General features: G+C 59.4%; 24 protein-coding genes. 8 read left to right on the top strand and 16 right to left on the bottom strand.

Features of this window, described 5'->3' with window-relative positions:
- Window positions 1-99: 99 nt before the first annotated feature.
- The 3 genes from preA to hydA all read right to left on the bottom strand — a co-directional run bounded on the left by preA (window position 100) and on the right by hydA (window position 4,341).
- Window positions 100-1,374, bottom strand: coding sequence for an NAD-dependent dihydropyrimidine dehydrogenase subunit PreA (preA, locus tag ACA068_RS13455; RefSeq protein WP_497310258.1), 1,275 nt, complete (start codon window positions 1,372-1,374; stop codon window positions 100-102).
- Entirely contained in the window at window positions 1,375-2,742 is a 1,368-nt protein-coding gene (locus ACA068_RS13460) for an NAD(P)-dependent oxidoreductase (protein ID WP_497310259.1), read from the bottom strand.
- A 159-nt stretch (window positions 2,743-2,901) separates the two neighbouring features.
- The gene (gene hydA, locus ACA068_RS13465) at window positions 2,902-4,341 is read right to left on the bottom strand and encodes a dihydropyrimidinase (protein ID WP_497310260.1); all 1,440 of its coding nucleotides are present in this window, start codon (window positions 4,339-4,341) and stop codon (window positions 2,902-2,904) included.
- 553 nt (window positions 4,342-4,894) lie between these two features.
- Here hydA and ACA068_RS13470 point away from each other — a divergent pair.
- Window positions 4,895-6,379 carry an NCS1 family nucleobase:cation symporter-1 gene (locus ACA068_RS13470; protein WP_497310261.1) on the top strand — a complete coding sequence of 495 codons (1,485 nt, stop codon included), beginning with the start codon at window positions 4,895-4,897 and terminating at the stop codon, window positions 6,377-6,379.
- 141 nt (window positions 6,380-6,520) lie between these two features.
- Window positions 6,521-7,804 (top strand): Zn-dependent hydrolase, encoded by a 1,284-nt coding sequence (locus ACA068_RS13475; RefSeq protein ID WP_497310262.1) that lies wholly within the window; start codon window positions 6,521-6,523, stop codon window positions 7,802-7,804.
- 64 nt (window positions 7,805-7,868) lie between these two features.
- Here the strand turns inward: ACA068_RS13475 and ACA068_RS13480 are convergent, their stop codons facing one another.
- The 6 genes from ACA068_RS13480 to ACA068_RS13505 form a co-directional block, all read right to left on the bottom strand.
- Window positions 7,869-8,282, bottom strand: a complete 414-nt coding sequence (locus ACA068_RS13480; RefSeq protein WP_497310263.1) for a DUF6691 family protein — start codon at window positions 8,280-8,282, stop codon at window positions 7,869-7,871.
- Window positions 8,283-8,284: 2 nt separating this feature from the next.
- Window positions 8,285-8,719 (bottom strand): YeeE/YedE family protein, encoded by a 435-nt coding sequence (locus ACA068_RS13485; protein WP_497310264.1) that lies wholly within the window; start codon window positions 8,717-8,719, stop codon window positions 8,285-8,287.
- A gap of 245 nt (window positions 8,720-8,964) precedes the next feature.
- A complete protein-coding gene (locus ACA068_RS13490; RefSeq protein WP_497310265.1) occupies window positions 8,965-9,189 on the bottom strand; it encodes a hypothetical protein in 225 nt (74 codons plus the stop codon).
- Window positions 9,190-9,297: 108 nt separating this feature from the next.
- Window positions 9,298-10,032 (bottom strand): substrate-binding periplasmic protein, encoded by a 735-nt coding sequence (locus ACA068_RS13495; RefSeq protein ID WP_497310266.1) that lies wholly within the window; start codon window positions 10,030-10,032, stop codon window positions 9,298-9,300.
- A 173-nt stretch (window positions 10,033-10,205) separates the two neighbouring features.
- Window positions 10,206-10,547: a hypothetical protein gene (locus ACA068_RS13500; RefSeq protein WP_497310267.1), complete on the bottom strand. Its 342-nt coding sequence runs from the start codon at window positions 10,545-10,547 to the stop codon at window positions 10,206-10,208.
- Window positions 10,548-10,731: 184 nt separating this feature from the next.
- Complete coding sequence (locus ACA068_RS13505; RefSeq protein WP_497310268.1) at window positions 10,732-11,469, bottom strand: response regulator; 738 nt, start codon at window positions 11,467-11,469, stop codon at window positions 10,732-10,734.
- Between the two features lie 246 nt (window positions 11,470-11,715).
- Here ACA068_RS13505 and ACA068_RS13510 point away from each other — a divergent pair, with 246 nt between their 5' ends.
- The gene (locus ACA068_RS13510; RefSeq protein WP_497310269.1) at window positions 11,716-11,961 is read left to right on the top strand and encodes a DUF2790 domain-containing protein; all 246 of its coding nucleotides are present in this window, start codon (window positions 11,716-11,718) and stop codon (window positions 11,959-11,961) included.
- Window positions 11,962-12,139: 178 nt separating this feature from the next.
- Here the strand turns inward: ACA068_RS13510 and ppnN are convergent, their stop codons facing one another.
- Window positions 12,140-13,513, bottom strand: coding sequence for a nucleotide 5'-monophosphate nucleosidase PpnN (ppnN, locus tag ACA068_RS13515; protein ID WP_497310270.1), 1,374 nt, complete (start codon window positions 13,511-13,513; stop codon window positions 12,140-12,142).
- A 225-nt stretch (window positions 13,514-13,738) separates the two neighbouring features.
- Between ppnN and ACA068_RS13520 the strand changes: the two genes are divergently transcribed.
- Both ACA068_RS13520 and ACA068_RS13525 read left to right on the top strand, forming a co-directional pair.
- Window positions 13,739-14,266, top strand: a complete 528-nt coding sequence (locus tag ACA068_RS13520) for a DUF3087 domain-containing protein (RefSeq protein WP_497310271.1) — start codon at window positions 13,739-13,741, stop codon at window positions 14,264-14,266.
- Between the two features lie 166 nt (window positions 14,267-14,432).
- Window positions 14,433-16,010: a sensor domain-containing diguanylate cyclase gene (locus ACA068_RS13525; protein ID WP_497310272.1), complete on the top strand. Its 1,578-nt coding sequence runs from the start codon at window positions 14,433-14,435 to the stop codon at window positions 16,008-16,010.
- A gap of 2 nt (window positions 16,011-16,012) precedes the next feature.
- Here the strand turns inward: ACA068_RS13525 and ACA068_RS13530 are convergent, their stop codons facing one another.
- Together ACA068_RS13530 and ACA068_RS13535 are read right to left on the bottom strand one after the other, a co-directional pair.
- Window positions 16,013-16,930: a LysR family transcriptional regulator gene (locus ACA068_RS13530; RefSeq protein WP_497310273.1), complete on the bottom strand. Its 918-nt coding sequence runs from the start codon at window positions 16,928-16,930 to the stop codon at window positions 16,013-16,015.
- A gap of 21 nt (window positions 16,931-16,951) precedes the next feature.
- Complete coding sequence (locus ACA068_RS13535; RefSeq protein ID WP_497310274.1) at window positions 16,952-17,326, bottom strand: DUF2784 domain-containing protein; 375 nt, start codon at window positions 17,324-17,326, stop codon at window positions 16,952-16,954.
- A 169-nt stretch (window positions 17,327-17,495) separates the two neighbouring features.
- Between ACA068_RS13535 and ACA068_RS13540 the strand changes: the two genes are divergently transcribed.
- The 3 genes from ACA068_RS13540 to ACA068_RS13550 are packed head-to-tail and all read left to right on the top strand — an operon-like array spanning window position 17,496 to window position 18,714.
- On the top strand, window positions 17,496-18,194 hold the full coding sequence (locus tag ACA068_RS13540) for an AzlC family ABC transporter permease (protein ID WP_497310275.1): 699 nt from the start codon (window positions 17,496-17,498) through the stop codon (window positions 18,192-18,194).
- A complete protein-coding gene (locus ACA068_RS13545) occupies window positions 18,194-18,505 on the top strand; it encodes an AzlD domain-containing protein (RefSeq protein ID WP_497310591.1) in 312 nt (103 codons plus the stop codon). The genes ACA068_RS13540 and ACA068_RS13545 overlap by 1 nt, the downstream gene beginning before the upstream one ends.
- 59 nt (window positions 18,506-18,564) lie before the next feature.
- The gene (locus ACA068_RS13550) at window positions 18,565-18,714 is read left to right on the top strand and encodes a hypothetical protein (RefSeq protein WP_497310276.1); all 150 of its coding nucleotides are present in this window, start codon (window positions 18,565-18,567) and stop codon (window positions 18,712-18,714) included.
- 249 nt (window positions 18,715-18,963) lie between these two features.
- Here the strand turns inward: ACA068_RS13550 and ACA068_RS13555 are convergent, their stop codons facing one another.
- The 4 genes from ACA068_RS13555 to ACA068_RS13570 all read right to left on the bottom strand — a co-directional run bounded on the left by ACA068_RS13555 (window position 18,964) and on the right by ACA068_RS13570 (window position 21,346).
- A complete protein-coding gene (locus ACA068_RS13555) occupies window positions 18,964-19,191 on the bottom strand; it encodes a DUF6555 family protein (protein WP_497310277.1) in 228 nt (75 codons plus the stop codon).
- Between the two features lie 187 nt (window positions 19,192-19,378).
- A complete protein-coding gene (locus ACA068_RS13560) occupies window positions 19,379-19,651 on the bottom strand; it encodes a hypothetical protein (protein ID WP_497310278.1) in 273 nt (90 codons plus the stop codon).
- Between the two features lie 251 nt (window positions 19,652-19,902).
- A complete protein-coding gene (locus ACA068_RS13565; RefSeq protein ID WP_497310279.1) occupies window positions 19,903-20,583 on the bottom strand; it encodes an SOS response-associated peptidase in 681 nt (226 codons plus the stop codon).
- A gap of 49 nt (window positions 20,584-20,632) precedes the next feature.
- Complete coding sequence (locus ACA068_RS13570; protein ID WP_497310280.1) at window positions 20,633-21,346, bottom strand: ABC transporter ATP-binding protein; 714 nt, start codon at window positions 21,344-21,346, stop codon at window positions 20,633-20,635.
- Between the last annotated feature and the right edge of the window lie 2 nt (window positions 21,347-21,348).

Raw genomic sequence — 21,348 nt, forward strand, 5'->3', positions numbered from 1 at the left:
CTCCTACAGGGCCAGCGTCGATTAATTAATCGTGGATCGACACAAAACCTGTAGGAGCGAGGCTTGCCCGCGAAGGCGTAGGCTCAGGCGATGCAGATCTCAGACGGCTACATGGTAGGGATTTCGCGGATCATGATTCCAATCCAGAAATGGCCTGCCGTTCTCCATCGGCACCATCTCGATGCAATCCTCCACCGGGCAGGTGATCTGGCACAGGTTGCAGCCGACGCATTCATCCTCAATCACTTCGTACTTATGCGTCCCGTCCGCCTGTTTCAGGCTGGCGACTGCCTGGTGCGAGGTATCTTCGCAAGCAATGTGGCAGCGTCCGCAGCCAATGCACGCGTCCTGATCAATCTTCGCAATCACCTGATAGTTGATGTCCAGGTACTTCCAGTCCGTGGTATTGCCCACCGCGCTGCCGGAAAATTCCGGGATGCTGGCGTAACCCTGACTGTCCATCCAGCGTGACAGACCGTCCTTCATCTCTTCGACAATGCGGAAGCCATGCAGCATCGCCGCGGTGCACACCTGCACCGAGCCGCTGCCCAGGGCGATGAATTCCGCGGCATCACGCCAGCTGCCAATGCCGCCAATGCCGGAGATCGGCAGGCCCTGAGTCTGCGGATCACGGGCGATTTCGGCGACCATGTTCAGCGCAATCGGCTTCACCGCCGAACCGCAATAACCGCCATGGGTGCTTTGACTGCCGACGGCAGGGTTGGCGACCATGCGCTCCAGATTGACGCTGGTGATCGAGTTGATGGTGTTGATCAGCGACACCGCATCCGCGCCGCCGCGATGGGCCGCGCGGGCGGCGACGCGGATGTCGGTGATGTTCGGCGTGAGCTTGACGATCACCGGCAGCGAGCAATACGTCTTGCACCAGCGGGTGACCTGCTCGACGTACTCCGGCACCTGACCAACCGCCGCGCCCATGCCCCGTTCCGGCATGCCGTGGGGGCAACCGAAGTTCAGCTCGATGCCGTCGGCGCCGGTGGCTTCCACCAGCGGCAAGATGAATTTCCACGACTCTTCGACGCACGGCACCATCAGCGAAACGATCAGCGCGCGGTCCGGCCAGTCCTTTTTGACCTGGGTGATTTCCCGCAGGTTGATCTCCAGCGAGCGGTCGGTGATCAGCTCGATATTGTTGAAACCCACCACTTCACGGTTGGCACCGAAGTGCGCCGAGTAACGTGACGACACGTTGACCGCCGCCGGGTCTTCACCCAGGGTTTTCCAGACCACGCCACCCCAGCCGGCCTCGAAGGCTCGGACCACGTTGTAGGCCTTGTCGGTCGGCGGCGCGGAGGCCAGCCAGAACGGATTCGGGGACTTGATGCCGGCGAAGACAATCGAAAGATCGGCCATTTACGCAGCCTCCACGTTGAGCATCAGTTGAGCGTTGATGGCCTCGGCAGCCCGTTTGCCATGCTGCACGGCTTGCACGGTGAGGTCCTGATCGAGGCTGGTGCAGTCGCCGCCGGCATACACGCCGGGGATGCTGGTGCGCAGCTGTTCATCGACCTGGATCCTGTCGCCCTGGCGCTTGAGTTCACGTGCCAGAGGGTCGGCGAGGGCGCTGGAATCGAAAGCCTGGCCGATGGCTTTGAAGATCGCGTCGGCGGCCAGCTCGAAGGTTTCGCCGGTGGTTTGCAGGCGGCCTTCTACCAGATGCGTGCGGGCGAAGCGCATGCCGCGCACCTTGCCTTGGTCATTGAGCAGCACTTCTTCGGGCTGTGCCCATGTCAGCAAGCGCACTTGATTGGCCTTGGCGATGTCTTGCTCGTGGCCGGTGGCGCCCATTTCCTCGACACCACGGCGGTACACCAGATTCACGTCGTGAGCCCCCAGGCGGGCCATTTGCACGGCCATGTCGATGGCCGTATTGCCGGCGCCGAGGACGATGCAATGGTCCGCCAGCGGCAGTTGGCTCAGGTCATCCGCCTGACGCAGTTCGCGGATGTAGTCGGTGGCAGCGAGCAGGCCGGGTGCGTCTTCGTGAGGCAAGCCGAGTTGTTTACTGGCGGCCAGGCCGAGGCCAAGGAACACCGCGTCGAATTGCTGATGCAGTTCGCTGAGGGTCAGGTTCTCGCCGAGTTTCTGGCCGTGGCGGATTTCGATGCCGCCAATCTGCAGCAGGAACTCAAGCTCCTTCTGCGCGTAGTCATCCACCAGTTTGTACTTGGCGATCCCGTATTCGTTGAGGCCGCCAGCCTTTTCCCGGGCCTCGAAAATCACCACGTCATGGCCATGCATCGCACTGCGGTGAGCGCAGGACAAACCGGCCGGGCCGGCACCGACCACGGCGATGCGTTTGCCGGTGGCGGCGGCGCGCTGGAAGGGGTGTTCGCTGAAGTGCGCGTTGTCGACGGCGTAACGTTGCAACAGGCCGATCAATACCGGTGCGCACTCGTGGTCGTTGTTGCGCACGCAGGCTTGCTGGCAGAGGATTTCCGTCGGACACACCCGGGCGCAGCTGCCACCGAGTATGTTCGCCGAGAGGATTTTCTGCGCAGCGCCCTGAACGTTTTCCTGATGGATATTGCGGATAAACGACGGGATATCGATCTCGCTCGGGCAGGCATTCACGCACGGCGCGTCGTAGCAATACAGGCAGCGCGAGGCTTCCAGATGCGCCTGACGGTCATTGAGTGGTGGTGCCAGGTCGGTGAAATGGCCGTCGAGGGCGGCCGCATTCTCATAGGGATGCGGGAGGTGGTTCAGGGATTTGATCACGGTTTTTTTTCCTCACGGTTATTGAGGTGCTGCCTCTGATGGGCATTGGTATTCGTGTTGTCTGGGCCGGCCTCTTCGCGGGCAAGCCTCGCTCCTACTTTTTGGAATGCATTCCCCTGTAGGAGCGAGGCTTGCCCGCGAAGGCCGAAGGCCTCGATCTCAGCGCTTCACAGCCGTCGGCCTGTTCAACTCAGCCCGCTTACTCAGCAAATCAAACACCGCCGGATACGCCGGCCGTTCGACATACCGCCCGGCGCCACGCTCAGCGCGCAGATCACCATCGGCCCAGACCACCCGGCCCTGGCTCACGGTATGGCTCGGCACGCCGCGCACGGTCTTGCCTTCGAAGATGTTGAAGTCGACCTGCTGGTGGTGGGTCTTGGCCGAAATAGTCCGCGTCCCCTCTGGGTCCCACAGCACCAGGTCTGCATCCGCACCCACGCGAATCGCGCCTTTACGCGGGTAGAGGTTGAAAATCTTTGCGGTGTTGGTGGAGGTCAGCGCTACGAAATGCTGCATCGACAGACGGCCGGTGTTGACCCCTTCATCCCAAAGCACAGCCATGCGGTCTTCGATACCGGCGGTGCCATTGGGGATCTTGCTGAAGTCATCCCGGCCGGCGGCTTTTTGCTCGGCACAGAAGCAGCAGTGGTCGGTGGCGGTGGTGTGCAGGTTGCCTGATTGCAATCCATGCCAAAGCGCCTCTTGATGGCCGCGAGGACGGAAGGGCGGGCTCATCACGTAACCGGCGGCGGTCTGCCAGTCCGGGTGTTGGTAGACGCTGTCGTCCAGCAGCAGATGCCCGGCGAGTACTTCGCCGTAGACCTGCTGGCCCTTGCTGCGGGCGTAAGTGATTTCGTCCAGCGCTTCCTTGGTCGAGACATGCACCAGGTACAGCGGCGTGCCCAGGGTTTCGGCAATGCGGATCGCCCGGCTTGCGGCTTCGCCTTCCACTTGGGAGGGCCGGGAGAGGGGATGCGCCTCGGGCCCGGTCATGCCCTGGGCCATCAATTTGCGTTGCAGGTGATACACCAACTCACCGTTCTCCGCGTGCACGGTCGGCACTGCGCCGAGTTCCAGGCAGCGCTCGAAACTCGCCACCAAGGTGTCATCGGCCGCCATGATCGCGTTCTTGTACGCCATGAAATGCTTGAAGCTGTTGACCCCGTGCTGGCAGACCAGCTCCGCCATTTCCTCGCGAACCTGTTCGCTCCACCAGGTAATGGCGACATGGAAACCGTAATCCGATGCCGACTTCTCGGCCCAGCCGCGCCACTGATGAAAGGCTTCCATCAAGGATTGCTGCGGATTGGGAATCACGAAGTCGATGATCGACGTGGTGCCACCGGCAAGGCCTGCCGCGGTGCCACTGAAAAAGTCTTCACTGGCCACGGTGCCCATGAAGGGCAGTTGCATGTGCGTGTGCGGGTCGATGCCGCCGGGCATCAAGTATTGGCCGCTGCCGTCGAGCACTTCGGCTCCGGCCGGTACATCAAGATTGTCGCCGATGGCTTTGATCACGCCGTCGGCGCAATAGACGTCGGCGCGATAACTTTCATCATGGGTAATAACGGTGGCGCCACGGATCAACAGAGACATTCCGAGTTCCTCGCAGGCAATGACCGACTTATGTCGGTTCTAAATGTTTTATATGAAGCCTGCGCAAACAGGTGTATTCCTGTCAGCGCTGTCAGGAATAGAAACTAGTCTGAGTTTATGGAATGAGCAAGAATATTTTTTATAAGCTTATTTCTGTTTTAACATGTTGATAAATAACGATTAAAACTGATAATCACCAAAATGGTGTGGCCTCGAACCATTTTGACGCACTTGACAGGTTCTTAAAATGAACGAGATTTCTTATGTGAAATCAGCTGCTTGAGGATGGTCTATGGTTGATGCGCGACTTTGAAAAAAGGACCCATGCACCAGATTGAGTCCTGACGGTTCGGACAACTTGCCTGGCATTCGGCCTGAGTGAACAGGCAAGTAATCGGGGACTTATCGGCGCGATATATAAAAACTGATAAACATCAGTTGGTTGCGAAGTTTTTGTGGAACTGCCCGATGCGCAAACGGGGTGCCCGGCACGCTTATTGATGCCACCAGCCCCTGATGAGCAAAAAATAATTCAAAGAACAGTGGAGCGGCCATGCAACAGATCAGATCGCAAGTGACCGAGCGCGACGGCTTGTTTGAGCTCGAAGCCGGCAGCGACGTCCTCGACAGTCCCCGTTACAACCACGACATGGCACCAACCAAGGTGCGTGAACGAACCTGGAACAAATGGCACATCACTGCCCTGTGGGTTGGCATGGCGATCTGCGTGCCGACCTACACGCTAGGCGGCGTGCTCACCGCTTATTTCGGTTTGAGCGTCGGCGAAGCGTTGCTGGCGATTCTGTTCGCCAACATCATCGTATTGATCCCGCTGACCCTGAACGCCTTCCCCGGAACCAAGTACGGCATTCCGTTTCCGGTGCTGCTGCGTTCGTCCTTCGGCATCCTCGGTTCCAACGTTCCTTGCCTGATTCGTGCGCTGGTGGCGTGTGGCTGGTTCGGCATACAGACGATGTTTGGCGGGCTGGCCATTCACTTGTTTCTCGGCTCGGTGTTCGACGGCTGGAAAGCCCTCGGCGGGACCGGTGAAGTGATTGGCTTCATGGTGTTCTGGGCCTTGAACCTGTGGGTGGTGATTCGCGGTGCGGACTCGATCAAATGGCTGGAAACCCTCTCGGCGCCGTTGTTGGTGCTGGTGGGCGTGGGGCTGCTGGTGTGGGCCATGCCGAACGTGTCGATGACCGAACTGATGGCGATCCCGCCCAAGCGCCCAGAAGGGGCAAGCGTGGTCAGTTACTTTGCCGCCGGGCTGACCGCGATGGTCGGGTTTTGGGCCACCTTGTCTCTGAATATTCCGGACTTCAGCCGTTATGCGAAAAGCCAGAAGGATCAGATCGTCGGGCAGATCATCGGCTTGCCCCTGACCATGTTTCTGTTCGCATCGCTGGGCGTGGTAATGACGGCCGCCTCGGTCAAACTGGTGGGCGTTACCGTCTCCGATCCGGTCACCCTGATCGGCCATATCCAGAGCCCGGTCTGGGTCGCGTTGGCCATGGCGCTGATCATCATTGCCACGTTGTCGACCAACACAGCGGCCAACATCGTGTCGCCGACCAATGACTTCCAGAACGTTGCGCCCAAGCTTATCAACCGCACGAAAGCGGTGATCCTCACCGGACTGGTTGGCCTGGCGCTGATGGCCCATGAGTTGTTGAAGAAGCTCGGGTTGATCGTCTCGGATTTGAGCCTGGAGACGGTGTACTCCAATTGGCTGCTGGGCTATTCGAGCCTGTTGGGCCCGATCGCCGGGATCATGGTGGTGGACTATTTCCTGATCAAGAAACAGCAACTGGACCTGGCTGGGTTGTATCGCGATGACGTGTACCCGGCGTGGAACTGGTTCGGGTTTATCGCGTTTGGCGTGCCGGTGGCGTTGACGCTGCTGTCATTGGGCAGCGATGCGTTCAGCTGGTTTTACAGTTACGGCTGGTTTACCGGTTCGGCGCTGGGGGGGCTGATTTATTACGGGTTGTGCTCGATGCGGCCTAACCCGTCTATCGCGAAATCTCCGGTGTGAGGGATGGCCCCTTCGCGAGCAAGCCCGCTCCCACAGGGGAATGCATTCCCCTGTGGGAGCGGGCTTGCTCGCGAAGACGGCCTTCCAGACGCCCCAAAAATTGCCTGAAAAAATTCCTAAGAACTGCCTGAGGAGATCACCATGAACGCTGCTGTAGACGTTCTGCAGTCCACCCATCAGCACATCAACCGCGACCGCTTGTGGCAGTCGCTCATGGAACTGGCCAAACTCGGTGCCACGGTCAAGGGTGGCGTCTGTCGCCTGGCCCTGACCGATCTGGACCGTCAGGCTCGGGACATCTTCGTCAACTGGTGCGAAGAGGCCGGTTGCACCGTCAGCATCGACGCCGTCGGCAACATCTTCGCCCGTCGCCCCGGGCGCAATCCGAACCTGCCGCCGGTAATGACCGGCAGCCACATCGACACCCAACCCACCGGCGGCAAGTTCGACGGCTGCTTCGGCGTACTGGCCGGCGTCGAAGTGCTGCGCACCCTCAACGACCTCGGCGTGGAAACCGAGGCGCCGCTGGAAGTGGTGGTCTGGACCAACGAAGAAGGCTCGCGCTTCGCCCCGTGCATGATGGGCTCCGGCGTGTTCGCGGAAAAATTCACCCTCGAAGAAACCCTGGCCAAGGTCGATGCCGAGGGCGTCACCGTTGGCGAAGCGTTGAATGCCATCGGCTACGCCGGCCCACGCAAGGTCAGCGGCCATGCCGTCGGTGCCTATTTCGAGGCGCATATCGAGCAAGGCCCGATCCTCGAAGACGAACACAAAACCATCGGTATCGTCATGGGCGCCCTCGGCCAGAAATGGTTCGATCTGAAACTGCGTGGCGTCGAAGCCCACGCCGGCCCGACGCCGATGCACCTGCGTAAGGATGCCTTGGTTGGCGCCGCAGTGATCGTCGGCGCAGTGAACCGCGCTGCCCTCGGCCATCAACCGCACGCCTGCGGCACCGTTGGTTGCCTGCAAGCCTATCCCGGCTCACGCAACGTCATCCCCGGCGAAGTGCGCATGACTCTGGACTTCCGTCATCTGGAACCGGCGCGCCTGGACTCGATGATCGCCGAAGTCCATGAAGTCATCGAAACCACCTGCGAGGAACACGGCCTGACCTTCGAACTGACACCCACCGCGGACTTCCCGCCGCTGTACTTCGACAAGGGCTGCGTCGACGCGGTACGTGGGGCTGCCCAAGGCCTGGGGCTGTCGCACATGGACATCGTCAGCGGAGCAGGGCACGACGCGATCTTCCTCGCCGAACTCGGCCCGGCCGGGATGATCTTCGTACCGTGCGAAGGCGGCATCAGCCACAACGAAATCGAAAACGCCGCGCCGGATGATCTGGCAGCTGGGTGTGCGGTGTTGTTGCGAGCCATGCTGGCAGCGTCGGCGGCGATTGCCAGCGGCCAGTTGGCGGCCTGAAGCGCGAACACGATCGTAGACTTTGGCAGCACCTGCGCCGCCAAAGTCTACGATCTACGGTGACTCAGTGGCGCGCCTGCAGCACTTTGAAGATCAGCATCCCCGCGAACATTGCGATGACAAATACCCAGGCTTGCCAATGCCCGGTTGGCAATAACACCAGCGCGGGCCCGGGGCAGATGCCCGCAATGCCCCAACCGACCCCGAACAGCAGGCTGCCAGCGATCAAGCGTCGATCCAGTTCACGACTGACCGGCAATTGCATCGGAGCGCCCAGCAAAGAGGTGGGGTGTTTCATCGCCCAATGAAACGGCGCCCAGGCCACCGCAATGGCAGCGATCATCACCAGTGCCAGGGAGGGATCCCATCGACCGGTGATATCGAGAAACCCCAGCACCTTCGCCGGGTTGGCCATACCGGCCAATAGCAGGCCGATGCCGAACACCAGGCCGGCGAGGAAAGCGGTCAGTTTTTTCATGCTCAAAATCCCAACAGATGACGCATCACAAACACGGTCACAAAGCCTGTGAACATGAAGCTCAACGTCGCGACGATGGAACGGGGCGACAGTCGCGAGATGCCGCACACCCCGTGGCCACTGGTGCATCCCGAGCCATATCGGGTGCCGATCCCGACACACAATCCAGCGATGATCAGCCCCACGGCGCCCGTCTTGAATTCAATGGTCGGCCATACCTGAAACAACGCCCATAGCAGGGGGGCGACCAGTAGCCCGAGGATGAACAAGGCTTTTTCACCTCGACCGGAATCGTCGGGTGACATCAGGCTGCCCAGCAATCCGCTGATCCCGGCAACCCGTCCATTGGCTACGATCATCACGCTCGCCGCCAAGCCGATCAGCGCACCACCGGCCAACGCGGACCACGGGGTGAAGTTAATCGTATCGAGCATCATCGCCATTCTCCTGGCCGGTAAAAAAATCAGCCTGCAAGCACACGCTTGCTTGAGCTTAGAGCAGTGCTTGCGAGAAAACCCTACGACGAAAGATCCCGATTTCTGCGGGCGCGTCACAAACCTCGGTGCTGGATCGTCACCTTATTGAATCCCCCGTCCGTAGCGGTGATTACCTGATACGAAGAAACCCCGGGTAGATCGGATCTACCCGGGGTTTCCTGTTTCAAGCAGCGCAAAGCTGTTAATCAATAACGCTGATACTTCGAGCCAAACTCAGGGCGGTTTTCAGCGACGTAGAGTTTGCTGGCCTGGCTGTCTTTGTGATCAGCGCCGACAGTGTTCACGTTCAGTGTTGCCGGTTGGCTGACTTTGGCTGCCGCAACGACTTGCGAGGTGGCATGTGGGGCAGCGATGGCGGATGCTGCGCCAAGAACCGACAGGGCGAAACCAAGACCAATGATGCTTTTCATGATGTTGCTCCAGTAGTGTGGGGAGAAGATGTGGCCACTGTAGTGCTGGAGCGTCGCGATGAAAAAACACCCTTGCGCATAGTTGATATCGAGCGCGTTGATCCACTGTCAGCGGGGTGTGGTGTCGCTGAGCCAACGCTGCTTGAGTTGTTCGAGCCGTCCGTCGCGTCTCATCTCATCCAGCGCCTGCTGCCAGCGCGCCACCTGATGAGCATCGGTGAGCGGGGAAAACGCAATGTAGGTGCCTTGCTTCATCAGTGGCATTTGATAATGCAACTGACTGGGCGCCAGGCCTTCTTCCCGCGCCAGGGTGGTGATGGAGAGGGTGTCCGCCACCACGAATTCGGTACGACCCAGGCGCGCCAGGCGCATCATTTGTTCGGGCGTTTCCACGCCGTATAAATTGTTCAAACCCTGTTTCTGCAAATAGCTGTAAACCAGCCATTTTCGCGGGACGACGATGCGCCCCAGGCTGCCGGCGTCCTGCAAGTTGTGCACCGGTTTTTGGGTGCCGTTGGCGGAATAGAGCGCCGTTTCCACTTCCATCAACGGGCCGACCCACTGGTATTGGCCATCGCGCTCGGCGGTGCGCAACACAGTAAATACGCCAGTGGCAGGCTCTGTGGTGGCGACACGCAAGGCGCGCAGCAAAGGGACTTGTTGGAGATGCACCCGGTCTCCGGCGCTTTCGGCCAGCGCCTGCACCACATCGACACCAAACCCCACCATTGTGTTGCCTTGCTGGAAATGCAGGGGCGGATGGTTGTCGGTGAGCAGGTTCAAATCGGCCGCCACCGCAGTGAATGTCAGGAAAGACAGCAGGCAACCGGCAATGCGCTTCATGAATCGTCCTTGATCGAATGAGGTGCAAATCTTAGTACGCGCTCATTCAACTGTCCCGAGAATTTGTCGGACCATTTCGTCAAACTTGAGGATTTAGGGGCGTTGTAAACACTAAATAACTGCGGGAGCGAGCCTGCTCCCACATTTGATCTCTGCCGGTTCGTAGAGCTTGATCAGTAGCGCTGATATTTCGAACCGAACTCAGGGCGATTCTCCGCGACCACCACACCCCCTTGTACGGCATTCTTCGGGCTGATCGACGCGACACGTTCGCGCTGTTCTTGCAGACGATCAGCGCCGCCTTCCGCGACGCGGTTCTCGATCAGGCGATCGGAACCACCTTCAGCCACACGATTCTGTTGCAACCGGTCCGAGCCACCTTCCACCAACAGTTGCTGGATCTGGCTGTGGGACGCAACGTTGACGGTATTGGCCGATGCCAGGTTCGACAGACCGAGGCCGCCAACCAGTGCCAGACCGAGTGCCAGGGACGAGACTTTCGAGAAGTTGAACATGGGTGATTCTCCGAGCGCTTGAGTGTGTGTGGGGCGGTAGCAGCTGCTATCCGGTGAACACAGTTAAACGCTCGGGTGTATCGGTGATGTGTGTTTGAACGCGCTGAAATCGGCATCTACGTATCGGATCGGGGTTCTTATACAGACGGATACAAAAACCCCTATGGTCATCAAAGGGAGCATTTCACGGCGCGCCGAGCAACTCCACGGGGTAGGAGAACACGTAGCCTTCGCTGCGTACGGTTTTGATGTAGGTCGACTCCCTGGAATCATCCATCAGCCGTTGGCGCAGACGGCTGACCAATAAGTCGATGGAGCGGTCGAACAGGTCGGCGTCGCGGCCCTGCGTAAGGTTGAGCAACTGGTCGCGACTGAGCACTCGCTGCGGGTGATCGAGGAATACCCGGAGCAAGCGGTATTCGGCGCCACTGAGTGCAACCATCGTGTCGTCTTCGTCCAGCAAGTGGCGGGCGGTGGTGTCCAGGCGCCAGCGGCCGAAACCCAGCAACCGGCCGCTTTCGGTGATGAGCAGGTTGGGCGGCAGCATCCGGGTACGGCGCAGCACGGCATTGATCCGCGCCAGCAATTCGCGGGCGGCGAACGGTTTGGTCAGGTAGTCGTCGGCGCCCATTTCCAGGCCGAGGATGCGGTCGGTTTCGTCGTTGCGTGCGGTGAGCATCAGGATCGGCGTGACTTTGTGCTTGCCCGAGCGCAGCTCGCGGCACAGCAGCAGGCCGTCATCACCGGGCATCATGATGTCGAGCACGATCAGGTCCACGGTGTTGGTTTCAAGAAAGCTGCGCATCTGTCGGCCATCGGCGACCACCGTGGTGCGCAGGCCGTTCTTTTTCAGGTAATTACCGACCAGTTCGCGGATCTCGCGATCGTCATCGACGATCAGGATGTGGTTCACGTGTTCCATTGCTCAACCCTCTTGTTATTCGCCTGTCGCGCATTCTAGGGCGCCGCGCCGCGCCGCGCCTGCCTGCCTGCCTGCCTGCCTGCCGGCCTTTGTATCTCACTGTATCGGGTGCCTTGTGTGACACCTTACGCCTTAATAGTCCCGGTTTTAGGACACATGGCGGATACCTCAGGCCGATTAAATGGGTTCCATCGAGACAGGACGACTTGCCTCGCTCCACTGCCCATCGACTTAGAGGACATCATCATGAACTGGAACAAACGGGTTGCCGCTGGCTTCTTTGCTGTCCTGAACGTTGCAGCGTTTTCGGCCCATGCGGATGCTCAGGCCCACAGTACCCAGCTGGATATCAAGAAGGTGATTTCTACTGTAGAAGACGGCGGGGCGAATTGCGGAATTGTGAATGCGCGGATGACGTATCTGGATTCGAGTGGTACGCAGAAGGTACTGGATTACAGCAAGTTTGCGGCGTGTGGCAATCAGGGCGGTTGACCTTGGCGGCCTTCGGGCTGACCAGGTTTACCCCCGATGTACCCGTCAACCTGTGGGAGCGAGCCTGCTCGCGATGGCGGTCGATCAAGCAGCATCAATGTTGGATGTGCCAGCCTCATCGCGAGCAGCCTCGCTCCCACAAGGCCGGCTCGCGAGGTTACGGCTCACATTAGCTTTGTTATGCAACCACCTGATAACACGGAACATAAGCCGCGCCACCCGGCAGTTTCATCCGGTGCTGCGCAACGAAGGCCTTGAGCAGTTGATCCAGAGGATGCATGACCGCTGCATCGCCACGGATCTGGTAAGGCCCGTGTTCTTCGATCAGGCGGATGCCCTTGTCCTTGACGTTGCCGGCGACGATGCCGGAGAACGCGCGGCGCAGGTTGGCCGCCAGTTCGTGAGGTGGCAGGTTACGGCTGAGTTTCAGGTTGGCCATGTTTTCGTGGGTCGGGTCGAACGGGCGCTGGAAGCCTTCGTCGATTTTCAGCAGCCAGTTGAAATGGAACGCGTCATTGCGCTCGCGGCGGAACTGTTTGACCGCTTTGAGGCCTTGAGTCATCTGGCGCGCGACTTCTGCGGGGTCGTCGATGATGATCTCGTAGTGTTGTTTCGCGGCGTCACCCAGCGTTGCGCCGACAAACGCGTCCAGTTGCTCTAGATACGGCGCGGCATGTTTCGGCCCGGTGAGGACCACGGGGAAGGGCAGGCCGGCATTGTCCGGGTGCATCAGGATGCCGAGCAGGTACAGGAACTCTTCGGCCGTGCCGGCGCCGCCCGGGAAAATGATGATGCCGTGGCCCACGCGGACGAAGGCTTCCAGGCGTTTCTCGATGTCCGGCAGGATCACCAGTTCGTTGACGATCGGGTTAGGCGCTTCGGCGGCGATGATGCCGGGCTCGGTCAAGCCGAGGTAGCGGCCACCGTGGATGCGTTGCTTGGCGTGGGCGATGGTCGCGCCTTTCATCGGGCCTTTCATCACGCCAGGGCCGCAACCGGTGCAGATGTCGAGGCTGCGCAGGCCCAGTTCGTGGCCGACTTTCTTGGTGTATTTGTATTCTTCGGTGTTGATCGAGTGACCGCCCCAGCACACCACGATCTTCGGCTCGACACCCGGGCGCAGGGTGCGCGCGTTGCGCAGCAGGTGGAAGACGTAGTCGCTGATGCCTTGGGACGTGCTCAGGTCGATGCGCTGGGCATCGAGTTCGTTTTCGGTGTAGACGATGTCACGCAGGGCGCTGAACAGCATTTCCCGGGTGCTGGCGATCATTTCACCGTCGACGAAGGCGTCGGCCGGGGCATTCAGCAGTTCCAGGCGTACACCGCGGTCCTGCTGGTGGATGCGGATTTCGAAATCTTTGTAGGCTTCGAGGATGGTCTTGGCGTTATCAACGTGGGCGCCGGTGTTGAGGATGGCCAGGGCGCACTGGCGGAATAAGGTGTAAGTGCTGCCGGATCCGGCTTCGCTCAGTTGCTGTACTTCACATTGAGAAAGGGTTTCCAGGCTGCCTTTAGGGCTGACGGAGGCGTTGATTACTTGTCGTTGGGTCATTCAATGATCCTTAAAACGATGCTGTTCATACAGGCGAATGGCATCCGAATAGTGTGTATCCATGAAAGAAGATGGCACGAACTGCGCTGTATCGCCATGTTCCAAGGTGACGATGAAAAGATGAAGAGACACCCAGCATAGCTAAATCCTGCACAGGGGCGATAATGCCCCGCAGTCTTTTCGCTCACCGATCCTTTTACCATTGATGCAAGGAACCCCGTCACGATGTTCGAAATCCAGCCGATGAACGCCGAACTCTTTCGAAAGCAGACGCGGCGCAGCACGGTCATTATTGCGCTGATATTCCTGGCGCTGGCGATGGTGCTGTCCACCGCGGCGGTGGCGTTGTTTGGCGAGCCAGGGGGCGACAACCTGCGATTTAATGTTGGCGGCGTGTTTGTCGCGGTGCTGCTGATGGCGGCGCTGATGCGCGGCACATTCTGGTCTCAGGCCTGGATGGCGCCAGCGGTGTACGGCTGGCAACTCAAGCGCAGCCTGATGAGCATCACCAATGTGATGCATCAGGTGACAGCGGCGGTGGAGACGGGTGATCCGACGGCCATGAAGTTGCTGCGTTTCTACCATCTGGGCTTGAGCCAGATGCACGAACTGGACGGCAACTCCAGCGACCATGGGCAATTGAGCCGGGAAATGGAGCAACACAAGGCGCGGATGGAAGCGCTGGGCCTCGACACCGAACAGACGCAGTTGAATCCCGCCTGGCTTGAAGCGGTGAAGCAGCCGCCGAAGTAAATCCCGTGGGGCGGCCTCGACACCCCCACACAAACCCGTCAGAACGCGAGCGAATCGCCTATCTTGTTTCTGGTGGGGCCTAGCGGTCCGAGTGTCAAACACGACTGGATGGCGCTAAAAGGGCGAACGGGAAAATTCGCCATGTCATAACGATTCAGGGAGCGTCATGGGACACCCGTCCATCAACGACCGTATTGAACACACCCGGCCCACCGCGCCTTGGGTGCCGGAGCAGATTGAGTCCAGGCTCAGGGTCCGTTACGCGGTTGTTTTGCTCGTGGCCGTGTGCCTGTCTTTGACGGCCATTGTGATCTGGGAAGTCTGGAACTCGCGTCAGTACCACTTGCATGACAAAGCAGTGACGATGTCCAACCTCGCCCAGACCTTGGCGTCACAAGCGCAGTCGTCGATCAAACAAGCCGATACGCTGCTGTTTGCCTTGGTGGACCGCGTCGAAAACGAGGGCGTGGCCCCGGCGCAGTTGCCCAGATTCAGACGTTTGCTCGCCGCCCAGCGCAGTGAGCTGACTCAGCTCCATGGCTTGTTCGTATTTGACGAAAAAGGGGGGTGGATCGCCAATTCCAACGGTGCGGATATACCCGGCGCGAACAATTCCGACCGTGAATATTTCATTTACCATCGCGATCATCCTGACCGCGGCCCGCATATCGGTCCGTCGATCAAAAGTCGTTCGACCAGCGAATGGATCATGACCGTGTCACGCAGGATCAATCATCCGGATGGCAGCTTCGCCGGTGTGGCGCTGGCAACGATCTACCTCAACCATTTCCTCGGGCTGTACGACAGCATCGACATGGGCAAAAACGGCGTGATCAACCTGATCGCCGACGACGCCAGCATCGTCGTTCGCCGGCCATTCAACGAAGCAGAAGTCGGCACCAGCGTCGCGAAGGGGCCGCTGTTCACGCAACTGTTGCCCAAGGGCAGTTCCGGCACGGCAACCGTCAAGTCTTATGTGGATGGTGTCGAGCGAGTGGTGGGGTTTCGGCGGGTCGACGGTTATCCGCTGATTATCTTTGCCGCGCTGGACAAGGATGATGTCCTTGCCGGCTGGCGTGAGGAGTCAATCCTCAGTGCCGCCATCGTGCTGTTGCTGCTGGTGTTTCTGGTAGGGCTCGGCTATCGCCTCATTCGCTTCATGAAGCAGCAGAACCACATTCAAAGCGTGTTGCTCGATGCCCAGGAAAAGCTCATCGAGGTCAACCGCAGCCTTGAATTGCTGGCGCTCGAAGACGCACTCACCGGGCTCTCCAACCGGCGTCAGTTCGATCTGTTCATTCTCGCGGAAATGGGCCGGGCCCGGCGCACGGTGACCCACCTCGCCATGCTGATGATCGATGTCGATCACTTCAAGAGCTTCAACGATCGTTATGGGCACGTGGCGGGTGATGAGTGTCTGCGCAAAATCAGCGCGATCATCAAGGACAACATCAAACGCCCTGGCGATCTGGCCGCCCGTTATGGTGGCGAGGAGTTCGCGGTGGTGCTGCCCGGCACCGACTATGTGGGGGCGTTTCTGGTCGCCGAAAAAATTCGTCGTGCGGTCCAGCAGGCCGGGATCGAACACAGCGAATGCGCGGAGGGTACGGTGACCGTCAGCGTGGGGGTTTGCGCTTACAACCCGGCCTCGCAGGATCAGCCCGACGACCTGGTCAGCGCTGCGGACAAAGCGTTGTATGTGGCCAAGGCCAGTGGGCGCAACATGAGCGTCATCGCAAACTGACTTCAAACGAAGCGGTCACTGCCCTGGACCAATTGGGTGGACAGGTACGATTGCTTGAGTTTTTCCAGCCACCAGCCCAGCGCACGGCCGTCATGATCGCCGCGCCAGCCGGCGTACAGGATGTTGGGCTCTCGCGGATCAGCCATCTGTTTTTCCATCAGCGTTCCGTCTTTTAGTAACGCGCCGACCCGATGCCGGGGCAACCAGCCTACGCCCAGTCCAGCGCACTGGGCGAGAATCTTCGCGCGCATGGTCGGCACCGCGAGGACCGGTTGGCCGCCGGAGACTCCATACGTGCTGCCTTCCGTGGCCCGGGATGAATCGGCCACGACAATCGCTCGGTGCTGCGCCACCATCGCCCGTGAAATCGGTTCCCTGGCCTTGGCCAGCGGGTGTTTGGGCGAGACCGCGAACACCCATTCCATTTGCCCCAATTGCATCCAGCGCAGGCTGGGAATGGCCGGCGGCTCATTGGTAGCGCCGATGATCAAGTCCGCGCGGCCTTCGCGCAGGGCTTCCCATACGCCTTTGAGTACTTCGTGGGTGATGCGCAGCGGTACGCCGGACTCCAGCGCATCGAACTCGTGAATCACCGGAATCAGGGCTTCGAACTCGAGCAATTCGTCGGTGACGATCCACAGCCGACTCTCCCAGCCATTGGCCACTTGTTGCACCCGTTGGGTCAGCCGGGCGACATCCTGCATCAGTCGCGCCGCTTCGTTCACCAGCAACTCGCCAGCGGGGGTGAGCTGCAAACGGTAACGACGCCGATCGAATAGGAGCGCATCGAAGCGCTCCTCCAGTTGCCGCGCGGCGTAGGACACGGTTGAAGGCGCTTTGCCCAAGTGAGCGGCGGCCCGCGACAGGCTGCCGGTTTCGCGGATGGCTTCGAGCAACGTCAGGTCTTCAATCGACAGCATTTTCTATCCTCGGCGGGTGTTTCAGGCGGCCCGGCGTAATTTCCACCGCCTGATCAGCCGAAGATAGACCACGACGTTGATTGCCAGCACCACGCTGCCCAGCGCCAGTTGAATCGCCGGTGTCAGGCCGGCGGGGTAGATGACCGGCCACACGTAGTGCTCGATGAAACCACCGCCGTAACCGGTTTGCCCGGCGGCCTGGCGCATGACGTTTTCCCATTGAGTCAGGGGACACATCAGGTGGAAGACTTCCACGCTCACGCCCCACGCAGCGGCGGGCAGGTGCCACCAGATCAGCGGGCGCCATTTGAGCACTAGCAGCCCGCCGAACAGCACGAACAGAATGAACAGCAAATGAAACAGCACCAGCCCATCGGCGGCGATCCGGTAAAGCATGTCGACTCCCTGACGCGTTAGGCGAATGGCTCCATGGTACTCGGGTTCTCTGTATTTACAGCGGTTCAGAACCCTTCGGCGTGCGCTGCCCGCAAGTGCGCAAGATTGTTCAAGCCATTGAACGTCGCGGCTGGCAGAGTGTGGCGTCTTCCCCTGGTTGTAGAGCGTTATGTCGAACTCACTCATGCCGCGCAACGCCTTTCTTCGCGGCGCCGTAGCGATCATGCCGTTGTCCCTGGCGACTGCGCCTTGGGGGCTATTGGCCGGGTCCATGGCCATTGAGGCCAATCTCACGCCCCTGCAAGGTCAAGGGTTGTCGAGCATCGTGTTTGCCGGTGCCGCGCAATTGGTCGCTATTGGCATGCTGAAGGGCGGCGCCGGGATCTTTTCGATTCTGCTGACCACGCTGTTACTGACCTCCCAGCATTTGCTGTACGGGATGAGCATGCGCTCGGTGATTTCACCGCTGCCGGGCCGCTGGCGCGTGGGGCTGGGTTTTTTGCTCACTGACGAGCTGTTCGCCCTGACCAGCCAGCATGACAAACAGCAGTTCAATCGCTGGTTTGCCCTGGGCGTGGGCCTGACGTTTTACATCGCCTGGAATCTGTTCACACTGGCCGGCATCGTCCTGGGCAGCAGCATTCCTGGCCTCGAACACCTGGGGCTGGACTTCTCCATCGCCGCGACCTTCATTGCCCTGATCACCCCGGTGGTGCGCAACGTCCCAACAGTGGTCTGCGTCGCGGTTTCGCTGTTTTGTTCGGTGTTGTTCAGCTACTGGCAATGGGGCTCGGCGCTGGTGCTCTCGGGGTTGGCGGGCATGACCGCCGGCTTCATCTGCAACAAATTCCATGGGGGGCGCACATGATGGTCTGGGCTGTGATTCTCGGGATGGGCGTGCTCGTCTTCCTGAACCGCTACGTGTTCCTTGAACCTCGACTGCCGCTGCGCTTGAGCAGCAATGCCCGGCAGTTCCTCGGGTTTGCCGTGCCGGGGATGTTGACCGCGATCTGCGGACCGATTGTGTTCATGCCGGACAAACAGCTGAATCTGCAGTGGGACAACCCGTACCTGATCAGTTCGCTGGTGGCCGTGGGGTTGGTGCTGTACACCCGCAACACTTTGCTCAGCATGTTGTTGAGCATGGGTTTTTTCTTTTGGCTGCGTTGGTGGCTTTGAGTCGCGCTTTGGAAACTGTTCTACGCTTATAGGGGATTTCTTCAGGAAGCGAGGTGAGTATGGCCAATGAACCAAAACGTCCTGGTCTGGATGATGAGGATGAGCCCAGCGAAGACGAGCTTGAGCGGCAAAGGCGCTCGACGCCGGACTGGAAGCACCCCGACGATGGTAAAGAACTGTCAGATCGTGACCAAGAGCCGCCGCTGTAGCCCTGACTGGTCCGCATATCCCACCGCTATCAAGCTCAAGACGATCTTCAGTCGAGCAAGAAACCTGTGGCGAGGGAGCTTGCTCCCGCTTGAGTGCGAAGCACTCACAAAATCGGCATTAGTTGCCACATTCTTGGGGCCGCTACGCAGCGCAGCGGGAGCAAGCTCCCTCGCCACGAAAGCAGGTGTGCCTGAAGTACTGTGCTTGATTGAACAGTAATTCGCGATCAAACGGGGCAGGTGAGGCCGTCAGATCGCCTCATTCCAGCGTATCTGCGTGATACCCAATCGTTGAGCACTCAAGCGAGCCGTTTCGGGGGAGGCGTGTGCGGCGATCTTTCGGTCGGATTGCGGAAACGCATGCGCCGAGGCTGAACGAATCGCGTCCACATCGGAGAACTGTTCGGCCAGCTTGAAAAAGTGCTGACGAACGCCGCCGAGCAGATAGTGCACGGCATAGGGAACGAGTTCGCTCATGTATTCCTCCTGAGGTCAGCCAAGGCATTGGCTCAGTCGTTGAATAGGAGATTCAGAGAGATCTGCGGTGCAGGCGCTGTCCAGAATTGAGAAGGCTGAAAAAGAAAGAGACCCTGATGGGTCTCTTCTTCAGAGTGCAGCGATGTACGAATCGTTCAGCTATTGGTGATCTGATCCGCGCATCACTTCAAAGATCGTCCAGTGACGGAAAATCCGGGTGGGAGGCCCGATAGCCCAACGTCTTGTCGATCCAGGCATTCAGTTCGTTGACCATCACCGGCGGCTTGCCGGAATAGGTTGCGAGGGTTGAACGCAGGATGTCGTTGATATTGGGGATGGAACGCAGGTTTCGGGTCTTTATGTATTGCCCGATAAAACAGTCAAGTTGATAGCGTTCTGTCAGCGACAGGTACACGCAGTCCAGACCGCTGACTTGATTAATTACAAGATCGTCGCGCAACTTAGTTCTCTGCAATGCTTGTTAGATTTAGGGATTTCCTTGTTTATTGACTCTTTGGTCAATTGAGTAATGCCAGGGGAAATGCGGCGCGCATGCTAACTTTAGCGTTACTAAATGTATGTACGATGATTCATTTGTCAGACAAGCGGTTAATACGTCGTTTTGCCGAATGCCGGCAAGTGTTTCTGCGGTGAAACAGTCGGTGTAACGTTTAGGTCGTTCGGTTACTTAGTTGCGGGAATGGATCCAATTTAAATTAGCTCATTAATCAACATTGCACCCTGGTTCCTGACATTTCCCACTGCCTTATCGACCCTATACCACTCGAACACTTCGCTGACTTCACCCTGCATTAGCACCATCTGCTCGGCACGCTCTTTGGGCGTGGCCGGGTCCAGCCATTCATGTGCCAGTTCTGCAGACAACACCACCGGACGCCGGTCATGTATGTCGAGCATGCCGCCAGCGCTGTCCGCCGTGATGATGACGAAACCGTCGCCTTCCTTTTGCTCATTCCCACCAGAGGGAAACTGGCCGATCGCCGCGCAGCAGATCGGCGCCCGATCCCGTCGGCGAATCAGCCACGGCTGCCGTGTCGCGTCGCCGGCATCCACCCATTCGAACCAGTTGTCGATCGGCACGATCGCACGGTGCGGCCAGATCGCCCGGAAGAACGGGCCATGAGCGACTTTCTCGACCCGGGCGTTGATCGGCGGCGCCCGGTCCTTCGCCCAGTGCGGCCGCCATCCCCAGCGCACCGAATCGGCGTGCAACCCGTCAGGCTCAAGGTGCAGCAGGGCGAGCTGAGTGGTGGGCGCGGCGTTGTAGCGGGCCAGGGGTTCATCACCGACATGGTTGATCAGCGCGTCGGGGATGCTCAGCACCGCGACAAAGTCGTGAATGCCACGGTATTGCGACAGTCGTCCGCACATCGGCTGACCTCTGGCTGGAAAGCGCTGGCTGGAGCGTTCAGCTTAGTCTTCAAATCACATGGGCACGCTGCAACTCGGTCAGCGACAACGCCTTCAATTGCGCGAGCAACGGGTGCCGCCGATCACGAGGATGTGACAGCTCCACAGCCAGTTCCTGGCGAATGCTGCTCGGGCGATTGTCCATCACCAAGACGCGATCACTGAGGTACAGCGCTTCATCGACGTCGTGCGTCACCAGCAGCAAGGCGATGGCGTGACGCTCGGCCAGTTGCAGCAGCAGGTCCTGGAGTTTCATTCGCGTGAAAGCGTCCACTGCGCTGAAGGGTTCATCGAGTAACAAAACCTGTGGCCGCGAGTAGAGGCCGCGGGCGATCGCCACCCGTTGCGCCATGCCGCCGGACAAGGCTTTCGGCAACGCATGAGCGAAACCGCCGAGGCCGACTTCTTCGATCAATTGCGCGACCCAGGCCTTGTCGTAATGGCTGTCGGCGCTGAAACCGATGTTTTGCTCAACCGTCAGCCAAGGCATCAGCCGGGGTTCCTGAAACACAAAGGCGACTTCCCCGGCGTTGTTGCGAAGCTCACCTTGAAAGTCCTTTTCCAGACCGGCGACGATCCGCAGCAAGGTGCTTTTGCCGCAGCCGCTGGGACCCAGCAGGCTGACGGTTTCCCTGGGCTGCAATTGTAAATGGACGTTCTTGAGGACCGTAATGGCGGCGAAGGTTTTGCGCTCGACGCAAATGTCCAGCAGGTGGTCGGTCATGC

This window comes from Pseudomonas sp. LBUM1660 (genome assembly GCF_059695935.1).